The following is a 21,399-nucleotide window of genomic DNA, read 5'->3' on the forward strand; positions in this document are numbered from 1 at the left end:
CACAGGTGTGCCATCGCAACAGCCTAAAAGGTGGATTTAAAGCCCAGGTTCATCCGTAAGTCACGGGTGGAATAAATCGGAATTGAGGAATTGGTTTTGCTGGCACTGACGTTCACAGTCGGCGCAAACCCGTAGTAATTGATCTTGGGGAACAGTACCGAAACTGTGGCCCGTGCCCGCTCGTCACTGCGTTGGACGCCGTTGATATTCAGGTTGCTATACTCTGTACGTTCCAGATTAAGCGAGAAGGTGGGCACCACATCTATTGGCAGGGGAGGCGGCGTATAGGACACATGGGCGCCGACAACTTTGCTTTCGACCACATTAGACTGCGAGGAGGTGTTGCGGGCAGACACCCCATAGCCAACCAGCGCCCGATTTTTGAACCCGTGGCGCATATCAAGGTTCACACTGGCCACATTCGCCGAGGCGCTGTCGGAATCCAGCCGGTTTTGCCGTTCAAGCCCGATGCGGGCGCGCACGAGGGTGGTTTTGGAAATATTGTAATCCTGCCCGACACTGACGCGGGCGTAATTGGACAGGGGGCTACCGCCATACCAGTTTCGGCCCAAGGCCATGTCAAACCGCGTTGGTCCCCAGCCCGGTGCCTTATACGCCTTTGGAAACAGGGTGATGCCCGCCTGCAGTTCCAAGCCTGCATAGGCAAAGTCAGAGCCTTTTTTCCCCGATCCAATCGCTTTTGACGCTTTGGACAGCTTGTAGGTGGTGCCAGTGGCGCTGAACCCAAGGCGCAGTAATGTGTTTTCGTTCAACGACTTGCGGTAGTTTGTTGTTATTCCAAGCGTGATCCCCGTGCCGGAATGGGGTTGCCCTGAGGATGGGATACGAAAGGGCAGGCCGCCGATGATCAGCTCGTCATTGGTTGAGCCGTTGTTGATGTTTGAACTGGGGAAAACCGAAAATGACAGGGCGGTGCTAACAGGCTTGTTACGCCGCACAAAGTTGAAATCCCGTTTTGCCAGCTTGCGCGCCTTTTCGTTGGGCGCGTTCTGCGCGGCGCGGCGCAGCCAGAACTGGGCCCGCATTTTTGCGCCGTCCGCAAAATAGGTTTTCGCCACCAGATGGGCCGCGTTGAATTTATGGTCTTGGGTCTGGGCCAGATCCCAAGCTTCCAATGCCGCTGTCTTCGCAGCTTTGGATTGGCGCATGGTGCGCAAAGCCTCGCCCCGCAACAAAGCGGCTTCAAAATTGTTCGGATCTTGATCTTTTAATGCATCCGCGATTTGCAGCGTGATATGGGGGCGGTTCTTTTCAAGCGAGGTCCAGGCCAAGACGCTGGCTTCTTCGGGGGAAAGGGACAAAGGTGCTGCAAAGCCAACTGAAACGGCCAGCCCAAGGCCGACCGCTGCTACAGTTGCAAGTTTGGTGAAAAAGTGCCGCATGCCCCCAGCGGTCCTTTTAACTATCGTTCAGCAGTGAAGACGCCCAGTTCGCGGGTATCGCCCACAGTTGTGACGATATAGCCTGCCGTTTCCTGACCTTCATCACCGCCAAAAACACCACTGTAGATGCCATCGCCGTCTGTGCCACCCACATTCTGCACGACTTCGCCCTGGAAGGTAGAGTTGTCCCGATCAATAATCGAGTTTTTCAGCGTAATGTCACTGCCAACCTCAACACCAGTATCATTTTGGGTCAGTGTTCGGTTGGTGATCCAACCGCGGAATGTGTCATCCGAGAAATCGGCTTCCATTTTCGCATCGGCGTTGATGATATCCATACCGCCTCCCACATCGCTTGTACGGGTTCCGATATATTTGCCTTCGTAATAAGCGCGCTGCGTTTCGTTCGGCAAGTAGGTGGTTGTGCCGCGTTCATAGGTGGCGCCACTGTAGCCATGGTCAATGTATTCGCCAGAGTTAACGACAATAACAGCTACGTCACCCGTGCTCGATTCCCCACGGAACGCTGTATAATTGTCAAAGCCTCTAACGCTGGAATAGGCTTGATACCCGTTTTGATCCAAAGCCCTGTTGCGATCCAACCGGCTTTCAAAAACTTCGTCATCAAAGGGGATAGTTTCAACGATGATTTGACGGTTGTCGGCGTCATTTTCCAGACGGGTTGCCTGATTGTCACCTACCAATAATACTTTGGCGGGGCTTCTGCCTGAAACATCGTCTGTACCGCCAGTTGAAGAGCCGGGTGTTGTCACGGTGCCATCAGAACTGCCGCCACCACATGCGCTTAAGAGCGTTGCGACCGACGCCGCGACTGCCAATGAGAGTCTCATTTGAATATCCTGCTTTTTTTATTATCACTGCCTCGTTGATCCCACTAACGGTATGGTTGCGGATTCTGTCAATCTTTTCAACGATCACGGACGTCAACCTGTTGCAAAACTATCGCGCAGTGTGTGACATAAAAATTCGTCAAAAACCGCCACATATCGTGTTTCGTAAAAGCCAGCTTCTAGATATAGTGGTCAGCGAGTCAGATATACAGGAACCGTCCCCATGCCACTTACGCCAGAACAACAGGCCGAAATTACCGACCAGCGGGCGCAAACCGCCCAGACCCGTCGTGTTGTTGCCCCCGGAATGGAGGAGCATCTCTATACGGCGCACCCGGTTCTGGACCACGGTTTTGTACGTGTCATTGACTATATGGGCGACGATTCCGCGATCACGCAGGCCGCCCGTGTGTCCTATGGTAAGGGCACCAAAGCGGTGCAAAACGACGAGGGTTTGATCCGCTATCTGATGCGTCACTGGCATTCGACCCCGTTTGAAATGTGCGAAATCAAGCTGCATGTAAAGCTGCCCGTCTTCGTGGCGCGCCAGTGGATTCGCCACCGGACCGCCAACGTGAATGAATACTCTGCCCGCTATTCGATTCTGGACCGCGAATTCTATATTCCCGCCGAGGAACATCTGGCCAGGCAATCTGTTATCAACAATCAGGGCAGGGGCGAAACCCTTGTGGGCGAGGACGCACAGCGGGTGCTGGAAATGCTGAAAGCCGACAGCGCGCGGGCCTATGACAACTATCAAACCATGATCGACGATGGCGGCGAGGACGGCGGCGGCATTGCGCTGGCACGCGAACTGGCCCGGATGAACCTGCCCGCCAACATCTATACCCAATGGTATTGGAAGGTGGACCTGCACAACCTGTTCCACTTCCTGCGCCTGCGCGCCGATGCCCACGCCCAATACGAAATCCGCGTCTACGCCGAAGAAATCTGCCGGCTGGTGGCGGATTGGGTGCCCCACGCCTATAAAGCGTTTGAGGATTATCGGTTGGGTGGCGCACAACTGTCACAACCCGCTGTAGAAGCCCTGCGCAAAATGCTGAAAGGTGAGGAAGTGACTGCTGCTGATGTTGGTATGAGCGTGCGGGAATGGCGGGAGTTTATGGAGGTTGTGGGGTGAGAGAACTGGACAGGTGATATGAAATTCACGGTCTATATTGATGAAAGTGGTGAGGCTGGCATTGCTAAAATAAGGAATGATGCCAGCCGAGGTGCTTCGCCATATTTTGTACTTGGAGCAGCGGTGTTTCAGCCAGAGGCAGAAAATAAAGCACGCCAGACACTTGATGCGTTTAAGCAAAAAATTGGTAAAACGAATTGGAAACACGCTACGGACTTAGGTCATTCGGAAAAGGTTCTTTTGGCTCGGAGTATTGGAAATCTTCAAGTTCGCCTATTCGCTTTAATTTCCAACAAAGCAACTTTGGGCATCTACAAAGAGACGATCGAGGCCGACCCACAGAAATTCTACAATAAGTGTGTTTCTTACCTACTTGAAAGGATCTGCGACTACTTGATTACCGCTGGTGCAAAGGCTGACGATATTCAGGTGACTTTGGAACGTAGGAACCATGACTACGACCGACTGATTAGATATGTAGGGAAGGTCAAGAAAAACCCTTTGAACCCTAAGTCTTTCTCCTTGCGAGTTTTAAATCCTTTTTCCATCACAACCAAAGCTAAAGGTGAGGAGGATTTACTGGAAATTGCAGATTTTGTAGCCCACGCAGTGTACCAATTGGGAAACAAAATCCCCAGTAATTACGAAATTCCCGAGCCAAGGTATTTTCAGGAGCTTAGCTCTAGGTTCGCAGGTGATACTAAGGGTGTAGTAACCAGTGCCGGCTTAAAATGTATTCACAACCTTGAGCAATTGAAGTTGGATCATGACGTAGAGAAAATTGTTCGAAATGCGCGAGCAAGATTGCCGAACCGCTAAAAGTGCAAGCGTAGGGTGCGTGGTTTCCACGCACCGCACTTCCGTTTCTATCCTACAATGGTGCGTGGGAACCACGCACCCTACGGTGTTCGCGCAAATTGATCGGTCCATTCGGGTGGAACCAACCCCCTTTGGGTGTCGCGGTGGATGGATGAATAGGGCCAATCGCTAGGCCTTTCAACCAATCCATGTTTTACGGGGTTGTTCCAACAATATCGCACATGGGCTGCGTAATCGTCGGGTCCGCGAATATGGTGTTCCCAAAAGCGTCGTTGCCAAATCCCCCGCTCACTGCGTTTTATATGGCTTTGCCGTAAATTCTGCCGCGCAAACTTTCGGGAAAACCGGCTTTTGATCACCCGGACCCGCGTTGAATAGGCTGCATCCTCGGCTGGAAGTGTTATGACGGCATGAAAATGGTTTGGCAAAACGACAAATGCATTTACCTTGAACGGCCAATTGCGTTGGGTTTGCCTTATGGCATCACGCAATGCCTCAACTTCGTGAAGTAAAAGTTGCGATCTTCGGTCCGCAAGAGTGACGGTTAAAAAAACACAGGCCCCGTTTTGGACCGGTCGTATGTAATTCGGCATCACCGGAAGCTGCACGATTTCAGTTAATAAATACCTAACGTCAAAGTAGTGGGCGTAACACCATCACAAACGAAAAACGCCCGCAGGTTTCCCTGCGAGCGTTTCAATCGTCTAGCCAGCAGGGCGTACCCTGCCGTGCGCAAATTAATCGCGCATTGCCAGTTGACCAGCGGAGGATTTACCGTCGCGGCCTTGTTCGATTTCGTATGATACTTTGTCGTTGTCGTTCAGGCCGGAAAGACCAGCACGTTCAACAGCAGAAATGTGCACGAATACATCATCACCACCAGCTTCAGGCTCGATAAAGCCGAAACCTTTAGTTGCGTTAAACCATTTTACGGTGCCATTAGCCATCGTAAGTCTCCTAATTTAGTACCACCCACAGTATGTGGCGGCTTGGTGCAGTCTGGTCTCTAGTCGGTACCCGCGTCTGCAACAAAGAAGAAGAACGGAACGTGTGAAAGACGGCTTCACGGGGTCTCTATGCAGCATTTTTTCCCAAATGCAAAGGGTTCGTTGCTTCTATTCTGTCGATTTTTGCCTTTTACCGCCTGTTTTATACGATCTGGGGGCGTATCCGGCCCTGTGGTTCGCTAAATCCAGCCATGGTTCAAAGTTTTTGCGGCCGTGTTGGAACCATCCGCCAAACCGCGCGTTACCTTTTCGTAGCACATGAGATGCAACAGAAAAGGACACGATATGAACCGTACATTTACACGAACCGCCGCCGCCACTTTGATCGCCGCTGCCACACTGCCATTCGCCGTGCAGGCTGATGAGGCGACCCCAAAGGATTCCAACGCGTCCGAATTGGCCGCGCCGTTGAACTGGGATAACAAAGTCCAAGTGGGTGAACTGACTTGTGCGCAATCCGATCGCGAAAACCTGATTGTTTTCTCAAAAGCGACGTTTGATTGCGCCTATGTTCCTGCCGATACCGGTGTCGTTGAACATTACACAGGGACCGCGCGCAAAGTTGGCGTCGATCTGACGGCGCAAAAGGTTGAAACCATGGTTTGGTATGTGTTTGCCCCCACATCCGGTCTTGAAAAAGGCGGACTGGCTGGCAACTTTATCGGCGCAACAGCAGATGCGACGCTGGGTGCGGGTGGTGGTGGCCACTTGTTGGTTGGCGGGCTTGACCGTTCGTTCGCCCTGCAGCCCGCCGCGATTTCTGGCACAACCGGTGTTGGCGTTGCAGTTGGTATTGAAAAATTCAACCTCGACTACAACGAATAACCTCCCCACGTTGTCGTCCCCTCCCTGCGCTCGCAGCTTTTGCTGCGGGCGTTTTTTATGTTCCAATGCCTTTTACACGGCCCGCAAACATAATCCCCATTCGCGAATAACCCGTGCTACACTCAGCCATATATCTTTGGGAGGGATCGTTATGAGCACAGCAATCGAATGGGTTCTGGAAATGGAGATTCAGGTAGGGCAGGCCGACGCGGTTCTGCCTTTGGTCACAGAAATGGCCAAAGCCACGCAGGCAGATGAACCCGGTGCGCTGACCTATGAATATTATCTGAACGCCGATAAAACCCGTTGCACCGTGTTGGAACGCTATGCAGATAATGCTGCCGTAATGGTTCATCTGGGCAATTTCGGCGCAAAATTCGCGGATCGCTTTATGGCCGCCTTTGCGCCTGTATCCTTCACCGTTTACGGTCCCGCCAACGAAGAGGTTCGCAATGCGCTTGCAGGGCTTGGCGCAACCCATCAGGATTTGATTGCAGGTTTCTCTCGTTAAATAGCGCTGAACCTATGCCTTAAACGGCCTTGCCTTGGCGCAGGGACAATGATCCTATCTGCTTGAACCTGATACAAAGATCCGCGTTCTACTCCCTGTAGAAGCTGCGGGTCTTGTGGCTTGGAGGGCCAAAAATGCTGACATTATTTCATTCCCCGGGAAGCTGTTCCAACGGTATTCTGTATCTGCTGGACGAGGCGGGGATAGCCTTTGACACCCAAGTGGTGAACGTGCGCACAGGTGAGCAAAACACACCTGAATACCGTGCGCAAAACCCCAAAGGTAAAGTCCCCGCGTTAAAACTGAAAGACGGCACCGTCCTGACAGAGTTTCAGTCGATCGCCTATTGGATCGGGCAGTCATTGGCGCCACAACTTTGGCCCGGCGATCTAATGGTCCAGACACGCACTCTTGCGGCCTTGGATTTCATGGTGGGATCGGTCCACATGCGGGGCTTTACCTTTGTCAAAGTCCCACAGAAATTCGTCTCCGACACAGACGCCCAAGACGCTTTGCGCAGCCATGGCCGGACGCAGGTGGAAAACGGGTTAAATGTGCTGTCAGAAATGTTGGCCGATCAGGAATATCTGATGGGGCCGATCAGCATTGCGGATGGCGCATTGTTTTACATTCTGGACTGGGCGGCGGCGGACGGTTTTGAACTGCCTAAAAATCTAGCGAGCTGCCTGACCCGACTGCGCGCACGGGCGGGCTTTGCCAATTCCAAAGGGCTGTATTCTTCCTGAAACGGTGGCGGGCACCCCGATCTTTTACCCCGTTGCGCAGCGTTACAGGCGGCGCATCGGGAAAAACCGCGCCACGCCACTGGTCACGGCCAAAGCGGCAGTGATACGCTGGCCCGACCCGCAGGTCCGCTGTGACCCGCATCTTACCCGCCCCCAAGCTCGTTTGGCGCGGGATTTACTGACATAAAACCGAGGATACTATGGCACTTGATCCCGAAACTTTCGACCTTTTGAAAAACACGCTGGAACGCTTTGTGCGCGAACGTCTGGTGCCAAACGAGGCTATAGTCGCGGATACAAACAACATCCCCGAAGACATCCGCGCCGAAATGCGGGATTTGGGTCTGTTCGGCCTGTCGATCCCCGAAGAATACGGTGGTCTGGGTCTTGGCATGGAAGAAGAGGTCAATCTCGCATTCGAGTTGGGCAGAACCTCGCCGGCGTTCAGATCCCTGTTGGGCACCAACAACGGTATCGGCTCGCAAGGCTTGATCATGGATGGGACAGAGGCGCAAAAACAGCATTACCTGCCCAAACTTGCCAGCGGTGAAATGATCGCTTCCTTCGCGTTGACCGAAGCCGAGGCAGGGTCAGACGCCCGCTCATTGCGTACATCCGCCAAACGGGACGGCGATGATTTCATCCTGAACGGCACCAAACGCTTTATCACCAACGCACCGCACGCAGGGCTGTTCACCGTATTTGCCCGCACCGAAGATCCCGAAAACCCAGAGGGCAGCATCACCGCATTTCTGGTCGAAGCGGGGACTCCGGGTCTGTCTACTGGTCCTGTCGATCGCAAAATGGGCCAGCAGGGATCGTTGACCAGTGACGTGATTTTCGAAAACTGCCGTGTGCCTGCATCCGCGGTTCTGGGCGAAAAAACAGGGCAGGGCTTTCGCACCGCCATGAAAGTTCTTGACCGCGGACGCCTGCATATTTCTGCTGTTTGCGTGGGGGCGGCCGAACGTCTGATCTCGGACAGTTTGGATTATGCAATGGAGCGCAAGCAATTCGGCCAACCTATTGCAGAATTCCAGTTGATCCAAGCCATGTTGGCAGACAGCCGCGCCGAGTCCTTTGCCGCCCGTTGCATGGTGCTGGAAACCGCCCGCGCCAAAGACCGCAACGAAGTGGTCACCACAGATGCAGCCTGCTGTAAAATGTACGCAAGCGAAATGGTGGGCCGTGTGGCTGACCGCGCCGTGCAAATCCACGGTGGTGCAGGTTACATGTCTGAATACGCAATAGAACGCTTTTACCGCGATGTGCGCCTGTTCCGCATCTATGAAGGCACCACCCAGATCCAGCAATTGGTCATCGCCCGCAACATGATCAAAGCCCGCAAGAACGAGCGTTAACAACAAACGGGGGCAGTCTGCCCCCGTACCCCCTCAGGATATTTGCCCCAAAAAGAGCCTTTTTTGTTTGTCCAATATCCCCGCCGGAGGCTTTTAATCTTTTAAATGCTGCCTCTGTTCCAGCCACGTCCCTGCGTTCCGAATAATTCGTATCCACTGTCTGTGACCCGCAGCGTGTCTTCCAGCTTGATGAAGCCCCGTTTGGGATGCAGCATGGTGGTTTCCACCGACAGGATCGTATTGGCGCGAAGCGGTTTATCCGCATCGCGGTTTTCATAGGCGACAGGGTGGTTGGTCATCAGGAATGGCGCTTCATGGCTGATTAGCCCCATGCCATGGGCAAAGAAATCGGTGCAGGCCGCATTGGGCTGTGCCGCGCGGCAAGCCTCGCCTGCGGCAATCACGTCAGCGCCTGTGGTCCCTGCACGGATTTTGGCAAAGGCGGCTTGCTGCGTGGTCTCAATTTCCGCCAACAGGTCTTGTAACTCGGTATCTGGTTCACCAAGCACGCCCATGCGACAGATATCCCCAATATAGCCGTTCAGATTGCCGCCGGAATCGATCGAAAGAACCTCGCCCTTTTCCCAAGTCTGGGTTGATGCGGCGCGGTTGTGGCTGCTGCCCAGTGTCAAAAGGCAATATTCAAAGGCCAGCCCCCGTTTGGTTTCTTCCTGTCGTAGGCGATCAATGATGTGGAATTTACTGTCGCCTGCCATAGATGCGGCGATTGTGGCTTGCATGGCTTGGGTGATCAACTCCGAGGCTTGTCGCAATTGCACCAGCTCGGCTTCGGATTTAACCGCGCGTAATTCTTCAAGAACGGCTGTGGCATCCACAAGTGCAATGTTTGGCATCTGCTCGGTGATCATCTGATGGGCATTCATCGGCAGAAAGGACGGTTCCACCCCGATCCGCCCCGTGGTCACGCCGACTTTGGCCAGATGATCCAACGCCTGTTGTGTGGAATCCAGACTGGTCCAGGACATGGTATAGACGCTGTCCGGCCAGAACGGATGGTTCTCATGCTCGCCGCCCTCCATTTTATTGCCCACATAGGCGGTCTTCTCCACAGCGCCTTTGACATAGACAAACACCGGCAAGTAACGGCTGTGGCCGATGGCGTCCATTCCGGCAAAAAAGATGAACTGATAGCCACCAAGCAGATAGCGCACATTGTGTTTCGAAGTGACCAGCAGGGCATCAAGCCCTGCGGCGTCCATCAGATCATCAAGATGGGAAAACGAATAGTGAAGCGATGCGGAGGTCATATTAGTCTGCCTTGCCCTTTGCGGCGTCTTTTGTAGCAGGGATAATATGGAAATCAGGCGCGTCCCGCAGCAGTTTTTCGGGACCTGTGGGGGAGTAGACTACAAACAACTGCATCGGCTGACTGCCTGTGTTCAAGGTGGAATGAAAACGGCTGTCGGGAACAAAAATGGTGCAGCCTGCGCTGACCTCTCGGGTTTCGGGGATGCCGTTTTCATCCTCGACCATTTGTTCGCCTGTGCCACTAAGAACAAAGATGATTTCTTCAGCGTCAGGGTGGTTGTGGCGGCTGTGGCCCTGACCGGGTGGGACAAAGACCACGCCTGCGGAAAACTTCGTCGCACCGTTCACCTCGGGCCCAGTGGTGGGCGCAAACCGTCCCCAGTCAAAGCCGTAATTGTCCACGTCGGCGGGGTAGATGAAATATTTGTCCATAGTAGTCATGTTCAACGTCCTTTTGTCGGAATTTCAATGGCTTTGAAGGTCTTGATCTGGTCGCGGATGGCAACCTCGGCTGGCAAGCGCTCGGCACTGCTGGCGCCATAAAAGCCGTGGCATTGATCGCAGTGGGCCAGAACATAGGCCGCATCATCCGGCATGCTGATCGGCCCGCCGTGACACAGCACAATCACATTGGATCGCACAGAGCGCGCGGCGGCGGCGATGGTGTCGATTTCCGCGACACAATCGTCCAGAGACTTGGCCGAGGTTGCGCCAATCGCCCCGCCAGTTGTCACCCCCATATGGGCGACGATAATATCAGCACCCGCTTTGGTCATGGCGATGGCTTCATCGGGGGTGAATACATATGGCGTGGTCAACAGGCCAAGGTCATGCGCCATCGCAATCATATCCACCTCTAGCCCATAGCCCATTCCGGTTTCTTCAAAGCTTTGCCGCATGGCCCCGTCGAACAGGCCGATGGTGGGAAAGTTTTGCACGCCAGAGAATCCCATGGCCTTTAGTTCAGCCAGAAACTGCGGCATCAGGATGAAAGGATCGGTGCCGTTCACACCTGCCAGAACGGGGGTGTGCTGCACCACGGGCAGCACCTCGACCGCCATTTCCTTGACGATTTCATTGGCATTGCCATAGGCCAGCAACCCCGCCGCCGACCCGCGCCCCGCCATACGGTAACGGCCCGAATTATAGATGATGATCAGATCAATACCGCCGGCTTCTTCGGATTTGGCAGATAGGCCAGTGCCTGCGCCGCCGCCGATAATGGGGCGGTTTTCTGCGATCATGGTTTGGAATCTGCCTAGGATGTCGGCTTTTGGGATGAAGGGCATGGGGTTAACGATCCTCTATCAGGTATTGGAAGGTTTGCACGGCCAGCGCGGAGAAAGCTGCGTCGTTGATGTGATGGGGGCTGCGAATGATCTGGCGTTTGGCGGTCTGCTTCACGCGGGAATGTAGCGTGTCAAACAGGGCGGCATTGGCATCAGGATTCCAGAATGGGCCTTCGGGGGTGTCCAGTGCTGACACCCCGCCTTCGGGAATCAACAGGCGGATCGGGCCGCGACAAGCATTCAGCTTTTTGGCAATCCAGTTGGCGATCTCCACGCTTTCCACCGCCGTGGTGCGCATCAAGGTTACATTTGCATTGTGATTGTAAAACAGACGGTTACTGAACTGGTCTGGTACAGTGTCCGGCGCCCAAAAGTTCACCATGTCAAGCGCACCCAAAGACCCGACCCAAGGCTGTTGCGCGCGCGCGGCGGCCCCCAGACGATCCGGTCCCGCACGCAGTACCCCGCCAACAACCTCATCCGCGATCTCGGTCAGGGTCATGTCCAACACGCCCGTCAGATAACCAGAGTCAGTCAGGCTTTCCAAGGTGCGCCCGCCTGTGCCTGTGGCGTGAAACACCACACAGTCATAGTCTTGGTTCAGCGCGGCAGTGATCTGGGTGACGCAGGGCGTGGTCACACCGAACATGGACAAACCGATGGAGGGTTTTTCCGCGATCGGGCGCACGTAGGGGCTGGCCACCATACCCAAAATCGCCTGAGCCGCGTTATGCAGGATATTACGGCTTAGGCGGTTCAGCCCTGCCAGATCGGTCACCGAAGGGATCACAATTGTATCCGAAGTGCCCACATAAGGCGCCATATCCCCCGAAGCGAGGGTCGAGACCATCAGTTTGGGCACGCCGTAGGGCAGGGCGCGCAGCCCCTCGCAGATCATGGCTGTACCGCCCCCGCCGCCAATTCCGATGATGGCGGCAATGTCGTTCTGGCGGGCGCTACAGAAAATGCCAAAGGCCTCCCCCATGGACGCAACCGCGTGGCCGCGATCTGTGCCGCCCAGCACATGGTTTGCCCCTTTGGGGTGAAAGGCGGCAACGTCATGGGCGGAAATATCAGCCTCTGGGCCGAAACTTTGCGCAGACAGGTCCACTGTCACCACATGCATTGCCCCGCGGCGCAAGATTGCTGCCAGATAGGTCAGTTCCTCGGCTTTGGTGTCATAGGTTCCAACCAGATAAAGTTTCGCCATGTTACGTCTTCGCCTTCGTGCCGCTGCCTTGCCAATTACAATTCCACTAAAATCCCCAGACTTGGGCTACTTGCTAATCTGGTCTGGCCAGAATGGTCAAATTATAAACGAGTCGTAAACTGTTTTTTTCGCCAGAAAGGGAAAAATACTTTTAGCTGAAAACCGCATGACTTGCAAAATAATTGAGGTTTTTAGGTTGTTATGGGCCACCTTGCATCCCTGGGTTTGGTCGAAACAATCGCTTGACTCACTGCCGCATCTGGTATTACCAAAAATACCATAAAGACAATAATACTTCCAAATCGGTGCAAGGGATGGATGCACTGTAAAAGGAAGAGCCGCAAAGTTAGGGACCAACGCTTAAGTCGAAGACCAAAATCAAAACGGGAGGATTATGAAATGAAACGTAAAATCAGTGGCATGCTGGCAGGGGTTGCACTGTCAGCCCTGATGGCAACATCCGCCGCAGCCGAAGATCTGGTAATTTTTTGGGCCGAATGGGACCCTGCCAACTTTTTGCAAGAGCTTGTAAATGAATACGAAGCCGAAACAGGGGTTTCCGTGACGGTGGAAACCACCCCTTGGGCCGATTTCCAAACCAAAGCCTTTACCGAGTTCAACGCTCGTGGCAGCGCCTACGACATGATCGTCGGGGACAGCCAGTGGCTTGGCGCGGCCTCCGAAGGGGGGCATTATGTGGACCTGACGGATTTCTTCATCGAGCATAATCTGGCCGAGGTGATGGCCCCAGCCACCGTGAAATATTACGCTGAATATCCTGGCAATTCCGGCAAATACTGGGCGATTCCTGCCGAGGGGGACGCCGTGGGCTGGTCCTATCGCAAGGACTGGTTTGAAGATCCGGCTGAAATGGAAGCCTTCAAGGCGAAATACGGCTATGATCTGGCACCACCTGCCACATGGGCGCAGTTGATGGATATTTCCGAATTCTTCCATCGTCCGGACGAAAACCGTTACGGCGTCGCGGTTTACACTGACAATTCCTATGATGCGATGGTGATGGGCGTTGAAAACGCGATCTTCTCATATGGTGCGGATTTGGGGGATTTCGAAACCTATAAGGTGGAAGGTTACATCAATTCTGATGCGGCGGTTCAGGCGCTTGAAGATTACAAGAAACTGTATTCCTACACACCTCCGGGTTGGGCAAAGACATTCTTTGTGGAAAACAATCAGGCCATTACCGAAGGTCTGGTGGCCATGTCCATGAACTACTTCGCGTTTTTTCCCGCGCTGTTGAACGAGGCGTCTAACCCCCATGCGGCCAACACAGGCTTCTTTGCCAATCCCGCCGGTCCCACAGGCGCGCAACATGCGGCTTTGGGTGGACAGGGCATTTCAGTGGTGAAATATTCGCAAAACCAAGAAGAAAGCATGAAGTTTCTGGAATGGTTCATCAAGGATGAGACCCAAAAACGCTGGGCAGAACTGGGCGGCTATACAGCCAGTGCTGCGGTTCTGGAATCCGAAGAGTTCCGCAAAGCGACCCCGTATAACGAGGCGTTTTACCAGACCATGTTCAAGGTTAAGGATTTCTGGGCGGTGCCTGAATTTGCGGAATTGCTGACCTCGGCCAACCAACGTCTGTATCCGTTCATTGTGGGCGATGAAGGTACTGCCAAGGAAACCCTTGATGCGCTGGCTGCGGATTGGACTGCAACATTCAAGAAATACGGACGCGGCGAATAAACCCCGCTACCCTTAGGCAAAGACAGGGGGCGCTGCGGCGCCCTTTGTGTCCCAGCCGATAGATTTTCAGACCAATAAGCGAAAAAGGATACCCCTGTGCCGACGCATACTATGACCCGGCTTGATCCAAACTCACATGCGGCCTCTAAGGGGTTAAGTGATTTGTCGATCCGAAACCTGTTTATCATTCCCACAATCGCGTTTCTGATTATCTTTAACATTTTCCCGCTGTTGTATTCGCTTGGGTATTCGTTCACGGATTTTCGTGCATCGACTAACCAGCCTGCCAAATTCATCGGCCTGCAAAACTACCGCGAATTGTTAAGTGATCCGTTCATCTGGAAGAACTTTTCCATCACCGCGAAATACGTGCTGATTTCGGTGACAGGGCAGGTGATTGTCGGCTTTGGTCTGGCGATGTTGCTGAACCGCGCGATCCCCGCCAAAGGGCTGATCACTACGTTGCTGCTGTTGCCGATGATGCTGTCCATGGCGGTTGTGGGCCTGTTCTGGAAACTGCTGTACGACCCGAACTTTGGCATCATTAACTACTTCCTTGGGCTGGGTAAATTCGAATGGCTGGCCGACCCTGATGTGGCGCTTTGGGCCATCGCCATTGTCGATATCTGGATGTGGTCGCCCTTTGTGATGCTGCTGTCACTGGCTGGCCTGTCTGCTGTGCCAAAACACCTGTACGAAGCCGCCGAGATTGACCGCGCAGGCAGTATTTACACCTTCTTCCGCATCACCCTGCCACTGGTCGCACCGATCCTGATGATTGCAATCATCTTTCGCACCATGGAGGCGTTTAAGACCTTTGATCTGGCTTACGTTCTGTCGTCACAGCCCACAACCGAACTGATTGCGATCCGTTTGTACAAGATGGCGTTTCAGGAATGGCAGACGGGGATGTCCTCGGCGCTGGCTTATATTGTGCTGATTATGGTGGTGGCGATTACCAATATCTATGTGAAATACCTCAATAAAGTGAAGGCGCGATAATATGGCTGGCGTTCAGACTTCCCGCGAAAAATGGACGAACCGCACCGCGATTGCCGCAGTGTTCGTTGCCCTGATCATCATGCTGACGCCGATCTACTGGATCGCCGCCACAGCCTTTAAGCCGCGCAATCTGGCTACAACCATTCCGCCCACGGTGATGTATGAACCCACAGTTTCGCCTTTTGTGAAATTGTTCACCAAACGCTCGCAGCTGCGCGAACAGCCCAGCCAAGAAGAATACGATGCCGCCCCGTGGTGGGAGCAAATGGTGTTTGACGGCGGCGAAAAGGTCGTGCGCAACGCCAAAACAGGCGAGGTGCGGTCGTCAGGCTATGGCGACAGGTTCAAAAACTCGCTGATTGTGTCGATCATTTCCACCGTGCTGGCAGTTTCTATGGGCACGTTAACCGCCTACGGGTTTTCGCGCTTCAAAGTCGCGGGGGAGGACGACTGGCTGTTCTTCATCCTGTCCACCCGTATGTTGCCCCCTGTGGTGGTGGCGATCCCCATGTTCCTGATGTACCGCGTGGTCGGGCTGAACGACACCCATATGGGCCTGATCATCCTATACACTGCGTTTAACCTGTCCTTTGCGGTCTGGATTATGAAGGGCTTCATCGACGAAATTCCCCGCGAATACGAAGAGGCAGCCCTTGTGGATGGCTACACCCGCATCCAAGCCTTCTTCAAAGTTGTGGTGCCAGAGGCTTTGACCGGCATGGCCGCAACCGCCGTGTTCTGTTTCATCACCGCATGGAACGAATACGCCTTCGCGCTGATCATGACCAACCGCAACGCCCAAACCGCACCACCCTATATTCCGTCACAGGTGGGCTCTGGCCTGCCAGACTGGACCGTGATCGCAGCAGGCACCTTCCTGTTCCTGATCCCCGTGGCGATTTTCACCTTCCTTCTGCGCAATCACTTGCTGCGTGGCATGTCATTTGGAGCAATCCGCAAATGAGCTTTCGAGAGTTTAACACCCGCTTTCTTGCCCCTGGCGCACAGACGCTGATGATCCTTGGAATTGTCGCGCTTTGCCAACCGTGGAGTGAATTTTTCCACCGCTACGGGCTGACAATGACCCTGTTCGGGCTGGTCAGTTTTCTGGTTACATCGAAAATAGCGCCGCCAATGCCCCCCCACCTAGACGACGAAGAGGAGGCGCACTGATGGCCCAAATAGACATGCGCAGCATTCAAAAGTTTTTTGGGTCTCATCAAGTGCTCAAGGATCTGAACCTGACGATTGAGGACGGCGAATTTGTTGTGATGCTGGGGCAATCAGGTGGCGGGAAAACCACCGCTTTGCGGGCGATTGCGGGGCTGGAAACGGTCACTTCGGGGCAAATCCTGATTGATGGCGTTGAAATGCAAGACAAAAAAGCGGCGGACCGCGATATCGCTTTCGTGTTCCAGTCGTTTTCTTTGTATCCCCATATGACGGTGCGGGAAAACATCTCGTTTCCCCTGCGTGCAGTGCGTATGGGCGCAGCTGAACGGGAAAAAGCGGTGAATGAGGTCGCAGAAATCCTGCAGATCACCAACCATTTGGACAGCAAACCATCAGGTCTGTCCGGTGGCGATATGCAACGGGTGGCCATCGGGCGTGCGTTGGTACGCCGCCCCAAAGCGCTGTTGATGGATGAACCGCTCGGCGTGCTCGACGCCAAGCTGCGCGAACAAATGCGTGCTGAAATCAAACGCTTACATATTTCACGCGGCTCTACTTCGGTTTATGTGACCCATGATCAGGTCGAGGCCATGTCACTGGCCGATCGCATCGTAATCCTGCACGACGGGGTTTTGCAGCAAGTCGGCCCGCCGGATGAGGTCTATTTGCACCCTACCAATGCGTTTGTGGCGAAATTTGTCGGCAGCCCCGTGATGAACATTGCAGACGCCGCGTTTCAAGGCAGCAACGGCGCATCCTCGGTCCATATCGGCGGGGCAGAGACAGGGTTTCATTTCCCCGAGGGGTTGATTAACCACGTGCGTAACACTGGCGCGGCGGTATCCTTGGGCGTGCGGCCAGAGGCAGTCTTGCTGTCTCACACCACCGCATCTGGATATTTTGCGGCGAAAACCAGCAATATCGAACCGCTCGGCAGTCATGACATCGTCGATGTGCAGGTCGGAAACACGGTTCTGCGGGCCCGTACCGAAAGCGGATTTGTTCAGGGCGAGGGCCAAGACGTGTTTGTTAACATCGACCCTGCACAGGCCCATTTCTTTGATGTGACAACCGGATTGAACCTGAAAGGGGCACAGTGATGGCCAATATTACGCTGCAGGGTATTACCAAAAATTTCGGCCAAAACCGCGCTCTGCGCAATCTTGATTTGGAAATCAAAGACGGTGAATTCTTTGTGCTGCTGGGGCAAACGGGTGCTGGGAAAACCACGACATTGCGGGTGATCGCCGGACTGGAAGAACCCAATGAAGGCAAGGTGTTAATCGACGGTGTTGATGCAACCAACTGGAACGCGGCGCAGCGGGATGTGGCCTTGGTGCTGCAACAATATTCGCTGTATCCGCGCCTGACCGTGCGGGGCAATCTGGAATTTCCGCTGAAATCCCGCACCCAGAATTTCACGCCCGCCCAGATCAAGGAACGGGTGGAAAAAGCCGCCGAGACCTTGCAAATCACCCGCCTGCTGGATCGTAAGGTGGAACGACTGTCGGGCGGTGAAATGCAGCGGGTTTCTATCGGGCGGGCCATTGTGCGCCAGCCCCGCGTGTTCCTGATGGATGAACCCCTGTCTGCGCTCGACGCCAATCTGCGCGATGTTTTGCGGGTGGAATTGAAAAAACTGCACAGCGAGTTGGGCGCGACCTTTGTCTTTGTGACCCATGACCAGATTGAGGCCATGTCCATGGGGGATAAGGTCGGGGTGTTGAACAAAGGCCAGTTGGTGCAGGTCGGCACCCCGTCGGAGATTTACAATAATCCGTTAAACACTTTTGTTGCGGGTTCCGTGGGAACGCCGCCGATGAACCTTGTGAATGGCACATTGGAAAGCGGCACCGCGATGATGGATGCGGGCTTTAGCCTGCCTGTGACTGCAAATGGCGCAACCGCGGGGCAGCCGCTGAAATTCGGCGTGCGGCCGGAAAACCTGATCCTTGAAAGCGGCGCACCAGTAGAGGGGCGCGTTTTTGATATCGAAGACCACGGGGTGATGAAAATTCTGACCATTGATGTAGGGTCAAATCGCCTGCACGCCACAGTTTCCGCGCAAATGAAAGTTGCGCTGGATGATGCGATCCGTTTTGGTTGGAAAGCCGATAAAGTGCTGTTGTTCGATCAGGCCAGCGGAATGAATCTGGCCTATTCCTGACCCCTAAGGCGCGGGGAACCGCGCCTGATAGGCTGGTAATACCTCTGGGTTTACCAGATTGTCAGGGGTATCCCCGTTCAGGATTTGCCCAGTGATTTCAACCACTTTGCGCCCCAAACGCAACATGCTTTCTTCGGTGATGCCTGCCATATGGGGGGTTAGAACCACGTTATCCTGCTGTAAAAACGGATGGTCGTCGGGCAGCGGCTGTGTGGTGAAAACATCCACCGCCGCACCGCCCAAATGCCCCGCTTGCAGCGCGTCGATCAGCGCGGTTTCATCCACCACAGCCCCGCGTGACACATTCACCAGAATTGCACCGGGTTTCATCGCGCCAATGGCTTTTGCGTCGATCAATCCACGGGTTTCATCGGTCAAAGGACAACTTAGAACCAGCACATCCGATTGCGCCAACAGGTCAGGCAGGGAAACCGCCGCAACACCGCGCGGCAACTTATCAGGGCTGCGGGTGTGGGAAATCACCGTCATGCCAAAGCCGTTTTTCCCCATGCCCGCCAGCGTTGCCCCGATGTTGCCAAAGCCCAAAATCCCAAGGGTGCGGCCTGAAATCTCGCGCCCGCTGTTTGCGTGACGCCGTCCGTGTTCCCACCCCCCTGAGGCCATATCCTTTGTTACCATCGGGTTTTTGCGCAGCAGCGACATGGCCGACCAGATGGCATGTTCCGCCACTGTCACCGCATTGGCCCCGCGCACATTTGTTGCCAAAACACCCGCCTGAGTGCAGACATCAACAGGTATCATATCCATCCCCGCGCCGTGGCGCACCGTGGCCATCAAACCAGCTTCACGGGTGATAATTTCGGCAGGGATCGGCGCGCGCACCACGATGATATTGGCCCCGACACTTTCTTCCAGAATAGCTGCGGGGGTAGGGGCGCTGGCGATTTTCAGGGTGCCCATTTTAGCCAGATCGCGGCTGACTTCGGGGTGCAGGCTGTGGGTGGAAAAGATCAACGGCGTATCGGGCATAGAAACCTCGGTTGTTTTCAGGATAATTCGTCGCTGCCCGGTTCCAGAAGTTCGGTCCAATAGCTGCGGGCATTGCGCAGGTGAGAATTCATTAAGGCTTTGGCCAAGGCGCCGTCACGGTTTACCAAGGCCTGAAAAATTTGCATGTGATCCGCGTGGGATTTACGGCTGCGTTCCTCTTTTTCAAAATAGACCGGTAGGCGGCTTTCGCTGAGCACGTAAAACGTAGTGCAAATGTTATGGAAAATGGAATTTTGCGTGGCACGGACAATTTCCAGGTGGAAGTCATGGTCCAGTTTGGCCAGCCCTTCACCCGATAGAATGCGCTTTTCTGACTGGTCTAAAATCTCGCGCAGGCGTTCGTAGTTTTCTTCGGTGGCCCGTTCCGCCGCCAGTTCCGCCGCTTGAATTTCATGGATTTTGCGCACTTCCACGGCTTCGTAGATTTGCATGGGTTCCAGCGGGATGCCCGCGCGGGCATAAAAGGCCATCTGTTCAATGCCGTGCTGGTCTTCTTTGACATAGATGCCGGACTTGGCCCGCCTTTCAATCAGCTCCATCGCTTCAAGGATGGCCAATGCCTCGCGGATCTGGCCGCGACTGACTTCAAAATATTCGGCCAATTCCCGTTCGGACGGTGCTTTGCCCGTGTTGTTTTTGGCCACCGTCAACAGGTAGCTGGCCAGCTTGGGAAGGAACTGATTTTCCTGCATTTTACCCCTGTATTGCGTAGGCTTTTATCGCCGTCTCGTTCATATTCAACCCTATACCCGGTGTTTCGGGAATTGCAATCATGCCATCTGACACGGTGACCGGCGCTTTTGACAGATCATGGATCATCGGGTTGGCCCCGAGCGAAAATTCCACCGTAAACGCTGCCGGTGATGCTGCGCAGACCTGCAAGCCCGCAAAGAAACAGGGCGCACCAGCCCAAAGATGCGGGGCCATGCGCAGGTTGAAGGCGCTGGCCAAAGTGCCGATTTTCATGGCTTCGGAAATGCCACCACAATTGGCGGGGTCGGGCTGGAACACATCTGCGGCGCGAAATGTGGCCAGATCGCGGAAATCGTAACGGGTTGCTTCGGATTCACCTGCGGCAATCGGGATATGGGTGGCGGCGCGAACTTCGGCCATACCTTGTTTGTCATCGCCTGTGACCGGTTCTTCGAACCAGGCCAGATCTGCATCGCGGCTAAGATAGGCAAAACGTTTTGCGCCTGCCACGGTAAAGGTGCCATGGGCGTCCACCATCAGATCAATGTCCGGCCCAAGGGCGGCGCGGGCGGCCAAAACCCGCTCGGCTGATCCGTTAGGGGATGAATCCATCGCGCCGACGCGCATTTTCACTGCGCGAAACCCGCCCGTATCGATATAAGATTGTAACTGCTCGCCGATGTTATCCTTATCGGCCCAACCGCCAGAGGCATAGGCCTGCATCCGGTCCGCCTTACGCCCGCCCAGCAATTGCCAGACAGGTTTGTTATCCGCCTTGCCCAGAATATCCCAAAGCGCAATATCAATGGCGCTGATCGCGGCGACAGACATGCCGCGGCGGGCGAAATCGGGCATGGAGTGGCCTGAAACGGCGGATTTTTCTGCCCGCACGCCGTTGTATAAGTCTTCCCAGATGAAGCTGACATCGGCAGGGTCGCGGCCAATCACGCGCGGGCCGAATTCGGTGTTTAACAGATGCACCAGCGTGCCGTAATTGCCAGCACTGCCTGCCGCATTCTTGCCTTCACCCCAGCCGACAACACCGTCGTCGGTTTCCAGCCGTAAAATGGCCGCGTCAAAGGTGCGCAGGCGTCCGAAATCGCTGACGTGCTGTTGGTCGGTTTCAATGGGGATTTGAACCCACCATGCCTGTGCTGACTTAATGCGCATGTAACGTCCTTTGGTAAAGCTGTGACCCGGGCGCAGGGGGA

At 54.5% G+C, this 21,399-nt stretch carries 24 protein-coding genes; 13 read left to right on the forward strand and 11 right to left on the reverse strand.

Annotation, left to right across the window (positions count from 1 at the left end; translation table 11 throughout):
• Positions 1–23: 23 nt before the first annotated feature.
• The gene (locus GGE09_RS16290; protein ID WP_309747224.1) at positions 24–1,403 is read right to left on the reverse strand and encodes a surface lipoprotein assembly modifier; all 1,380 of its coding nucleotides are present in this window, start codon (positions 1,401–1,403) and stop codon (positions 24–26) included.
• Between the two features lie 20 nt (positions 1,404–1,423).
• The gene (locus GGE09_RS16295) at positions 1,424–2,254 is read right to left on the reverse strand and encodes a hypothetical protein (RefSeq protein WP_309747225.1); all 831 of its coding nucleotides are present in this window, start codon (positions 2,252–2,254) and stop codon (positions 1,424–1,426) included.
• Between the two features lie 223 nt (positions 2,255–2,477).
• Between GGE09_RS16295 and thyX the strand changes: the two genes are divergently transcribed.
• Positions 2,478–3,395, forward strand: coding sequence for an FAD-dependent thymidylate synthase (thyX, locus tag GGE09_RS16300; protein ID WP_309747226.1), 918 nt, complete (start codon positions 2,478–2,480; stop codon positions 3,393–3,395).
• A gap of 18 nt (positions 3,396–3,413) precedes the next feature.
• A complete protein-coding gene (locus GGE09_RS16305) occupies positions 3,414–4,214 on the forward strand; it encodes a DUF3800 domain-containing protein (RefSeq protein WP_309747227.1) in 801 nt (266 codons plus the stop codon).
• 80 nt (positions 4,215–4,294) lie between these two features.
• Here the strand turns inward: GGE09_RS16305 and GGE09_RS16310 are convergent, their stop codons facing one another.
• Both GGE09_RS16310 and GGE09_RS16315 read right to left on the reverse strand, forming a co-directional pair.
• Positions 4,295–4,807 carry an REP-associated tyrosine transposase gene (locus tag GGE09_RS16310; protein WP_309747228.1) on the reverse strand — a complete coding sequence of 171 codons (513 nt, stop codon included), beginning with the start codon at positions 4,805–4,807 and terminating at the stop codon, positions 4,295–4,297.
• Positions 4,808–4,951: 144 nt separating this feature from the next.
• Complete coding sequence (locus GGE09_RS16315) at positions 4,952–5,161, reverse strand: cold-shock protein (RefSeq protein ID WP_309747229.1); 210 nt, start codon at positions 5,159–5,161, stop codon at positions 4,952–4,954.
• A gap of 345 nt (positions 5,162–5,506) precedes the next feature.
• On the opposite strand from GGE09_RS16315, the gene GGE09_RS16320 reads away from it, so the two are divergent.
• The 5 genes from GGE09_RS16320 to GGE09_RS16340 all read left to right on the forward strand — a co-directional run bounded on the left by GGE09_RS16320 (position 5,507) and on the right by GGE09_RS16340 (position 8,664).
• Entirely contained in the window at positions 5,507–6,046 is a 540-nt protein-coding gene (locus GGE09_RS16320; protein WP_309747230.1) for a DUF992 domain-containing protein, read from the forward strand.
• Positions 6,047–6,197: 151 nt separating this feature from the next.
• Positions 6,198–6,557: an antibiotic biosynthesis monooxygenase gene (locus GGE09_RS16325; protein ID WP_309747231.1), complete on the forward strand. Its 360-nt coding sequence runs from the start codon at positions 6,198–6,200 to the stop codon at positions 6,555–6,557.
• A gap of 134 nt (positions 6,558–6,691) precedes the next feature.
• A complete protein-coding gene (locus GGE09_RS16330) occupies positions 6,692–7,303 on the forward strand; it encodes a glutathione S-transferase N-terminal domain-containing protein (RefSeq protein WP_309747232.1) in 612 nt (203 codons plus the stop codon).
• Complete coding sequence (locus GGE09_RS16335; RefSeq protein ID WP_309747233.1) at positions 7,272–7,490, forward strand: hypothetical protein; 219 nt, start codon at positions 7,272–7,274, stop codon at positions 7,488–7,490. The genes GGE09_RS16330 and GGE09_RS16335 overlap by 32 nt, the downstream gene beginning before the upstream one ends.
• A gap of 13 nt (positions 7,491–7,503) precedes the next feature.
• Positions 7,504–8,664, forward strand: a complete 1,161-nt coding sequence (locus tag GGE09_RS16340) for an acyl-CoA dehydrogenase family protein (RefSeq protein WP_309747234.1) — start codon at positions 7,504–7,506, stop codon at positions 8,662–8,664.
• 101 nt (positions 8,665–8,765) lie between these two features.
• Here the strand turns inward: GGE09_RS16340 and GGE09_RS16345 are convergent, their stop codons facing one another.
• From GGE09_RS16345 to GGE09_RS16360, 4 genes are read right to left on the reverse strand one after another with little or no spacing between them, the layout of a single operon-like run.
• The gene (locus GGE09_RS16345; protein ID WP_309747235.1) at positions 8,766–9,932 is read right to left on the reverse strand and encodes a Xaa-Pro peptidase family protein; all 1,167 of its coding nucleotides are present in this window, start codon (positions 9,930–9,932) and stop codon (positions 8,766–8,768) included.
• Between the two features lies 1 nt (position 9,933).
• On the reverse strand, positions 9,934–10,374 hold the full coding sequence (locus tag GGE09_RS16350; protein ID WP_309747236.1) for a cupin domain-containing protein: 441 nt from the start codon (positions 10,372–10,374) through the stop codon (positions 9,934–9,936).
• Positions 10,375–10,376: 2 nt separating this feature from the next.
• Positions 10,377–11,222 (reverse strand): phosphoenolpyruvate hydrolase family protein, encoded by an 846-nt coding sequence (locus tag GGE09_RS16355; RefSeq protein ID WP_309747237.1) that lies wholly within the window; start codon positions 11,220–11,222, stop codon positions 10,377–10,379.
• A gap of 4 nt (positions 11,223–11,226) precedes the next feature.
• Positions 11,227–12,432: a Tm-1-like ATP-binding domain-containing protein gene (locus GGE09_RS16360; protein WP_309747238.1), complete on the reverse strand. Its 1,206-nt coding sequence runs from the start codon at positions 12,430–12,432 to the stop codon at positions 11,227–11,229.
• Between the two features lie 399 nt (positions 12,433–12,831).
• On the opposite strand from GGE09_RS16360, the gene GGE09_RS16365 reads away from it, so the two are divergent.
• The 6 genes from GGE09_RS16365 (at position 12,832) to GGE09_RS16390 (ending at position 18,484) form a co-directional block, all read left to right on the forward strand.
• On the forward strand, positions 12,832–14,142 hold the full coding sequence (locus GGE09_RS16365; RefSeq protein WP_309747239.1) for an extracellular solute-binding protein: 1,311 nt from the start codon (positions 12,832–12,834) through the stop codon (positions 14,140–14,142).
• 96 nt (positions 14,143–14,238) lie between these two features.
• Positions 14,239–15,144 (forward strand): sugar ABC transporter permease, encoded by a 906-nt coding sequence (locus GGE09_RS16370; RefSeq protein WP_309747240.1) that lies wholly within the window; start codon positions 14,239–14,241, stop codon positions 15,142–15,144.
• A gap of 1 nt (position 15,145) precedes the next feature.
• Complete coding sequence (locus GGE09_RS16375; protein WP_309747241.1) at positions 15,146–16,108, forward strand: carbohydrate ABC transporter permease; 963 nt, start codon at positions 15,146–15,148, stop codon at positions 16,106–16,108.
• A complete protein-coding gene (locus tag GGE09_RS16380; protein WP_309747242.1) occupies positions 16,105–16,317 on the forward strand; it encodes a hypothetical protein in 213 nt (70 codons plus the stop codon). The genes GGE09_RS16375 and GGE09_RS16380 overlap by 4 nt, the downstream gene beginning before the upstream one ends.
• Positions 16,317–17,417, forward strand: a complete 1,101-nt coding sequence (locus GGE09_RS16385; protein WP_309747243.1) for an ABC transporter ATP-binding protein — start codon at positions 16,317–16,319, stop codon at positions 17,415–17,417. Before GGE09_RS16380 ends, GGE09_RS16385 begins: the two co-directional genes overlap by 1 nt.
• Positions 17,417–18,484: an ABC transporter ATP-binding protein gene (locus tag GGE09_RS16390; protein ID WP_309747244.1), complete on the forward strand. Its 1,068-nt coding sequence runs from the start codon at positions 17,417–17,419 to the stop codon at positions 18,482–18,484. The genes GGE09_RS16385 and GGE09_RS16390 overlap by 1 nt, the downstream gene beginning before the upstream one ends.
• Positions 18,485–18,487: 3 nt before the next feature.
• Here GGE09_RS16390 and GGE09_RS16395 read toward each other — a convergent pair whose 3' ends face one another.
• Genes GGE09_RS16395 through GGE09_RS16405 form a run of 3 tightly spaced genes read right to left on the reverse strand, consistent with a single transcriptional unit; the run spans position 18,488 to position 21,358 of the window.
• The gene (locus GGE09_RS16395; protein ID WP_309747245.1) at positions 18,488–19,474 is read right to left on the reverse strand and encodes an NAD(P)-dependent oxidoreductase; all 987 of its coding nucleotides are present in this window, start codon (positions 19,472–19,474) and stop codon (positions 18,488–18,490) included.
• A gap of 17 nt (positions 19,475–19,491) precedes the next feature.
• Complete coding sequence (locus GGE09_RS16400) at positions 19,492–20,187, reverse strand: FadR/GntR family transcriptional regulator (protein WP_309747246.1); 696 nt, start codon at positions 20,185–20,187, stop codon at positions 19,492–19,494.
• Between the two features lies 1 nt (position 20,188).
• Complete coding sequence (locus GGE09_RS16405) at positions 20,189–21,358, reverse strand: mandelate racemase/muconate lactonizing enzyme family protein (protein WP_309747247.1); 1,170 nt, start codon at positions 21,356–21,358, stop codon at positions 20,189–20,191.
• Positions 21,359–21,399: the final 41 nt, after the last annotated feature.

This window comes from Roseobacter sp. N2S (assembly GCF_031454055.1).
Classification (GTDB): Bacteria; Pseudomonadota; Alphaproteobacteria; order Rhodobacterales; family Rhodobacteraceae; genus Amylibacter.

What these genes read in the sequence shown, in the direction of transcription:
- GGE09_RS16290 (WP_309747224.1), bottom strand. Translation starts at nt 1,403, where the DNA reads ATGCGGCACTTTTTCACCAAACTTGCAACTGTAGCAGCGGTCGGCCTT.
- GGE09_RS16295 (WP_309747225.1), bottom strand. Translation starts at nt 2,254, where the DNA reads ATGAGACTCTCATTGGCAGTCGCGGCGTCGGTCGCAACGCTCTTAAGC.
- thyX (WP_309747226.1), top strand. Translation starts at nt 2,478, where the DNA reads ATGCCACTTACGCCAGAACAACAGGCCGAAATTACCGACCAGCGGGCG.
- GGE09_RS16305 (WP_309747227.1), top strand. Translation starts at nt 3,414, where the DNA reads ATGAAATTCACGGTCTATATTGATGAAAGTGGTGAGGCTGGCATTGCT.
- GGE09_RS16310 (WP_309747228.1), bottom strand. Translation starts at nt 4,807, where the DNA reads ATGCCGAATTACATACGACCGGTCCAAAACGGGGCCTGTGTTTTTTTA.
- GGE09_RS16315 (WP_309747229.1), bottom strand. Translation starts at nt 5,161, where the DNA reads ATGGCTAATGGCACCGTAAAATGGTTTAACGCAACTAAAGGTTTCGGC.
- GGE09_RS16320 (WP_309747230.1), top strand. Translation starts at nt 5,507, where the DNA reads ATGAACCGTACATTTACACGAACCGCCGCCGCCACTTTGATCGCCGCT.
- GGE09_RS16325 (WP_309747231.1), top strand. Translation starts at nt 6,198, where the DNA reads ATGAGCACAGCAATCGAATGGGTTCTGGAAATGGAGATTCAGGTAGGG.
- GGE09_RS16330 (WP_309747232.1), top strand. Translation starts at nt 6,692, where the DNA reads ATGCTGACATTATTTCATTCCCCGGGAAGCTGTTCCAACGGTATTCTG.
- GGE09_RS16340 (WP_309747234.1), top strand. Translation starts at nt 7,504, where the DNA reads ATGGCACTTGATCCCGAAACTTTCGACCTTTTGAAAAACACGCTGGAA.
- GGE09_RS16345 (WP_309747235.1), bottom strand. Translation starts at nt 9,932, where the DNA reads ATGACCTCCGCATCGCTTCACTATTCGTTTTCCCATCTTGATGATCTG.
- GGE09_RS16350 (WP_309747236.1), bottom strand. Translation starts at nt 10,374, where the DNA reads ATGACTACTATGGACAAATATTTCATCTACCCCGCCGACGTGGACAAT.
- GGE09_RS16355 (WP_309747237.1), bottom strand. Translation starts at nt 11,222, where the DNA reads ATGCCCTTCATCCCAAAAGCCGACATCCTAGGCAGATTCCAAACCATG.
- GGE09_RS16360 (WP_309747238.1), bottom strand. Translation starts at nt 12,432, where the DNA reads ATGGCGAAACTTTATCTGGTTGGAACCTATGACACCAAAGCCGAGGAA.
- GGE09_RS16365 (WP_309747239.1), top strand. Translation starts at nt 12,832, where the DNA reads ATGAAACGTAAAATCAGTGGCATGCTGGCAGGGGTTGCACTGTCAGCC.
- GGE09_RS16375 (WP_309747241.1), top strand. Translation starts at nt 15,146, where the DNA reads ATGGCTGGCGTTCAGACTTCCCGCGAAAAATGGACGAACCGCACCGCG.
- GGE09_RS16380 (WP_309747242.1), top strand. Translation starts at nt 16,105, where the DNA reads ATGAGCTTTCGAGAGTTTAACACCCGCTTTCTTGCCCCTGGCGCACAG.
- GGE09_RS16385 (WP_309747243.1), top strand. Translation starts at nt 16,317, where the DNA reads ATGGCCCAAATAGACATGCGCAGCATTCAAAAGTTTTTTGGGTCTCAT.
- GGE09_RS16390 (WP_309747244.1), top strand. Translation starts at nt 17,417, where the DNA reads ATGGCCAATATTACGCTGCAGGGTATTACCAAAAATTTCGGCCAAAAC.
- GGE09_RS16395 (WP_309747245.1), bottom strand. Translation starts at nt 19,474, where the DNA reads ATGCCCGATACGCCGTTGATCTTTTCCACCCACAGCCTGCACCCCGAA.
- GGE09_RS16400 (WP_309747246.1), bottom strand. Translation starts at nt 20,187, where the DNA reads ATGCAGGAAAATCAGTTCCTTCCCAAGCTGGCCAGCTACCTGTTGACG.
- GGE09_RS16405 (WP_309747247.1), bottom strand. Translation starts at nt 21,358, where the DNA reads ATGCGCATTAAGTCAGCACAGGCATGGTGGGTTCAAATCCCCATTGAA.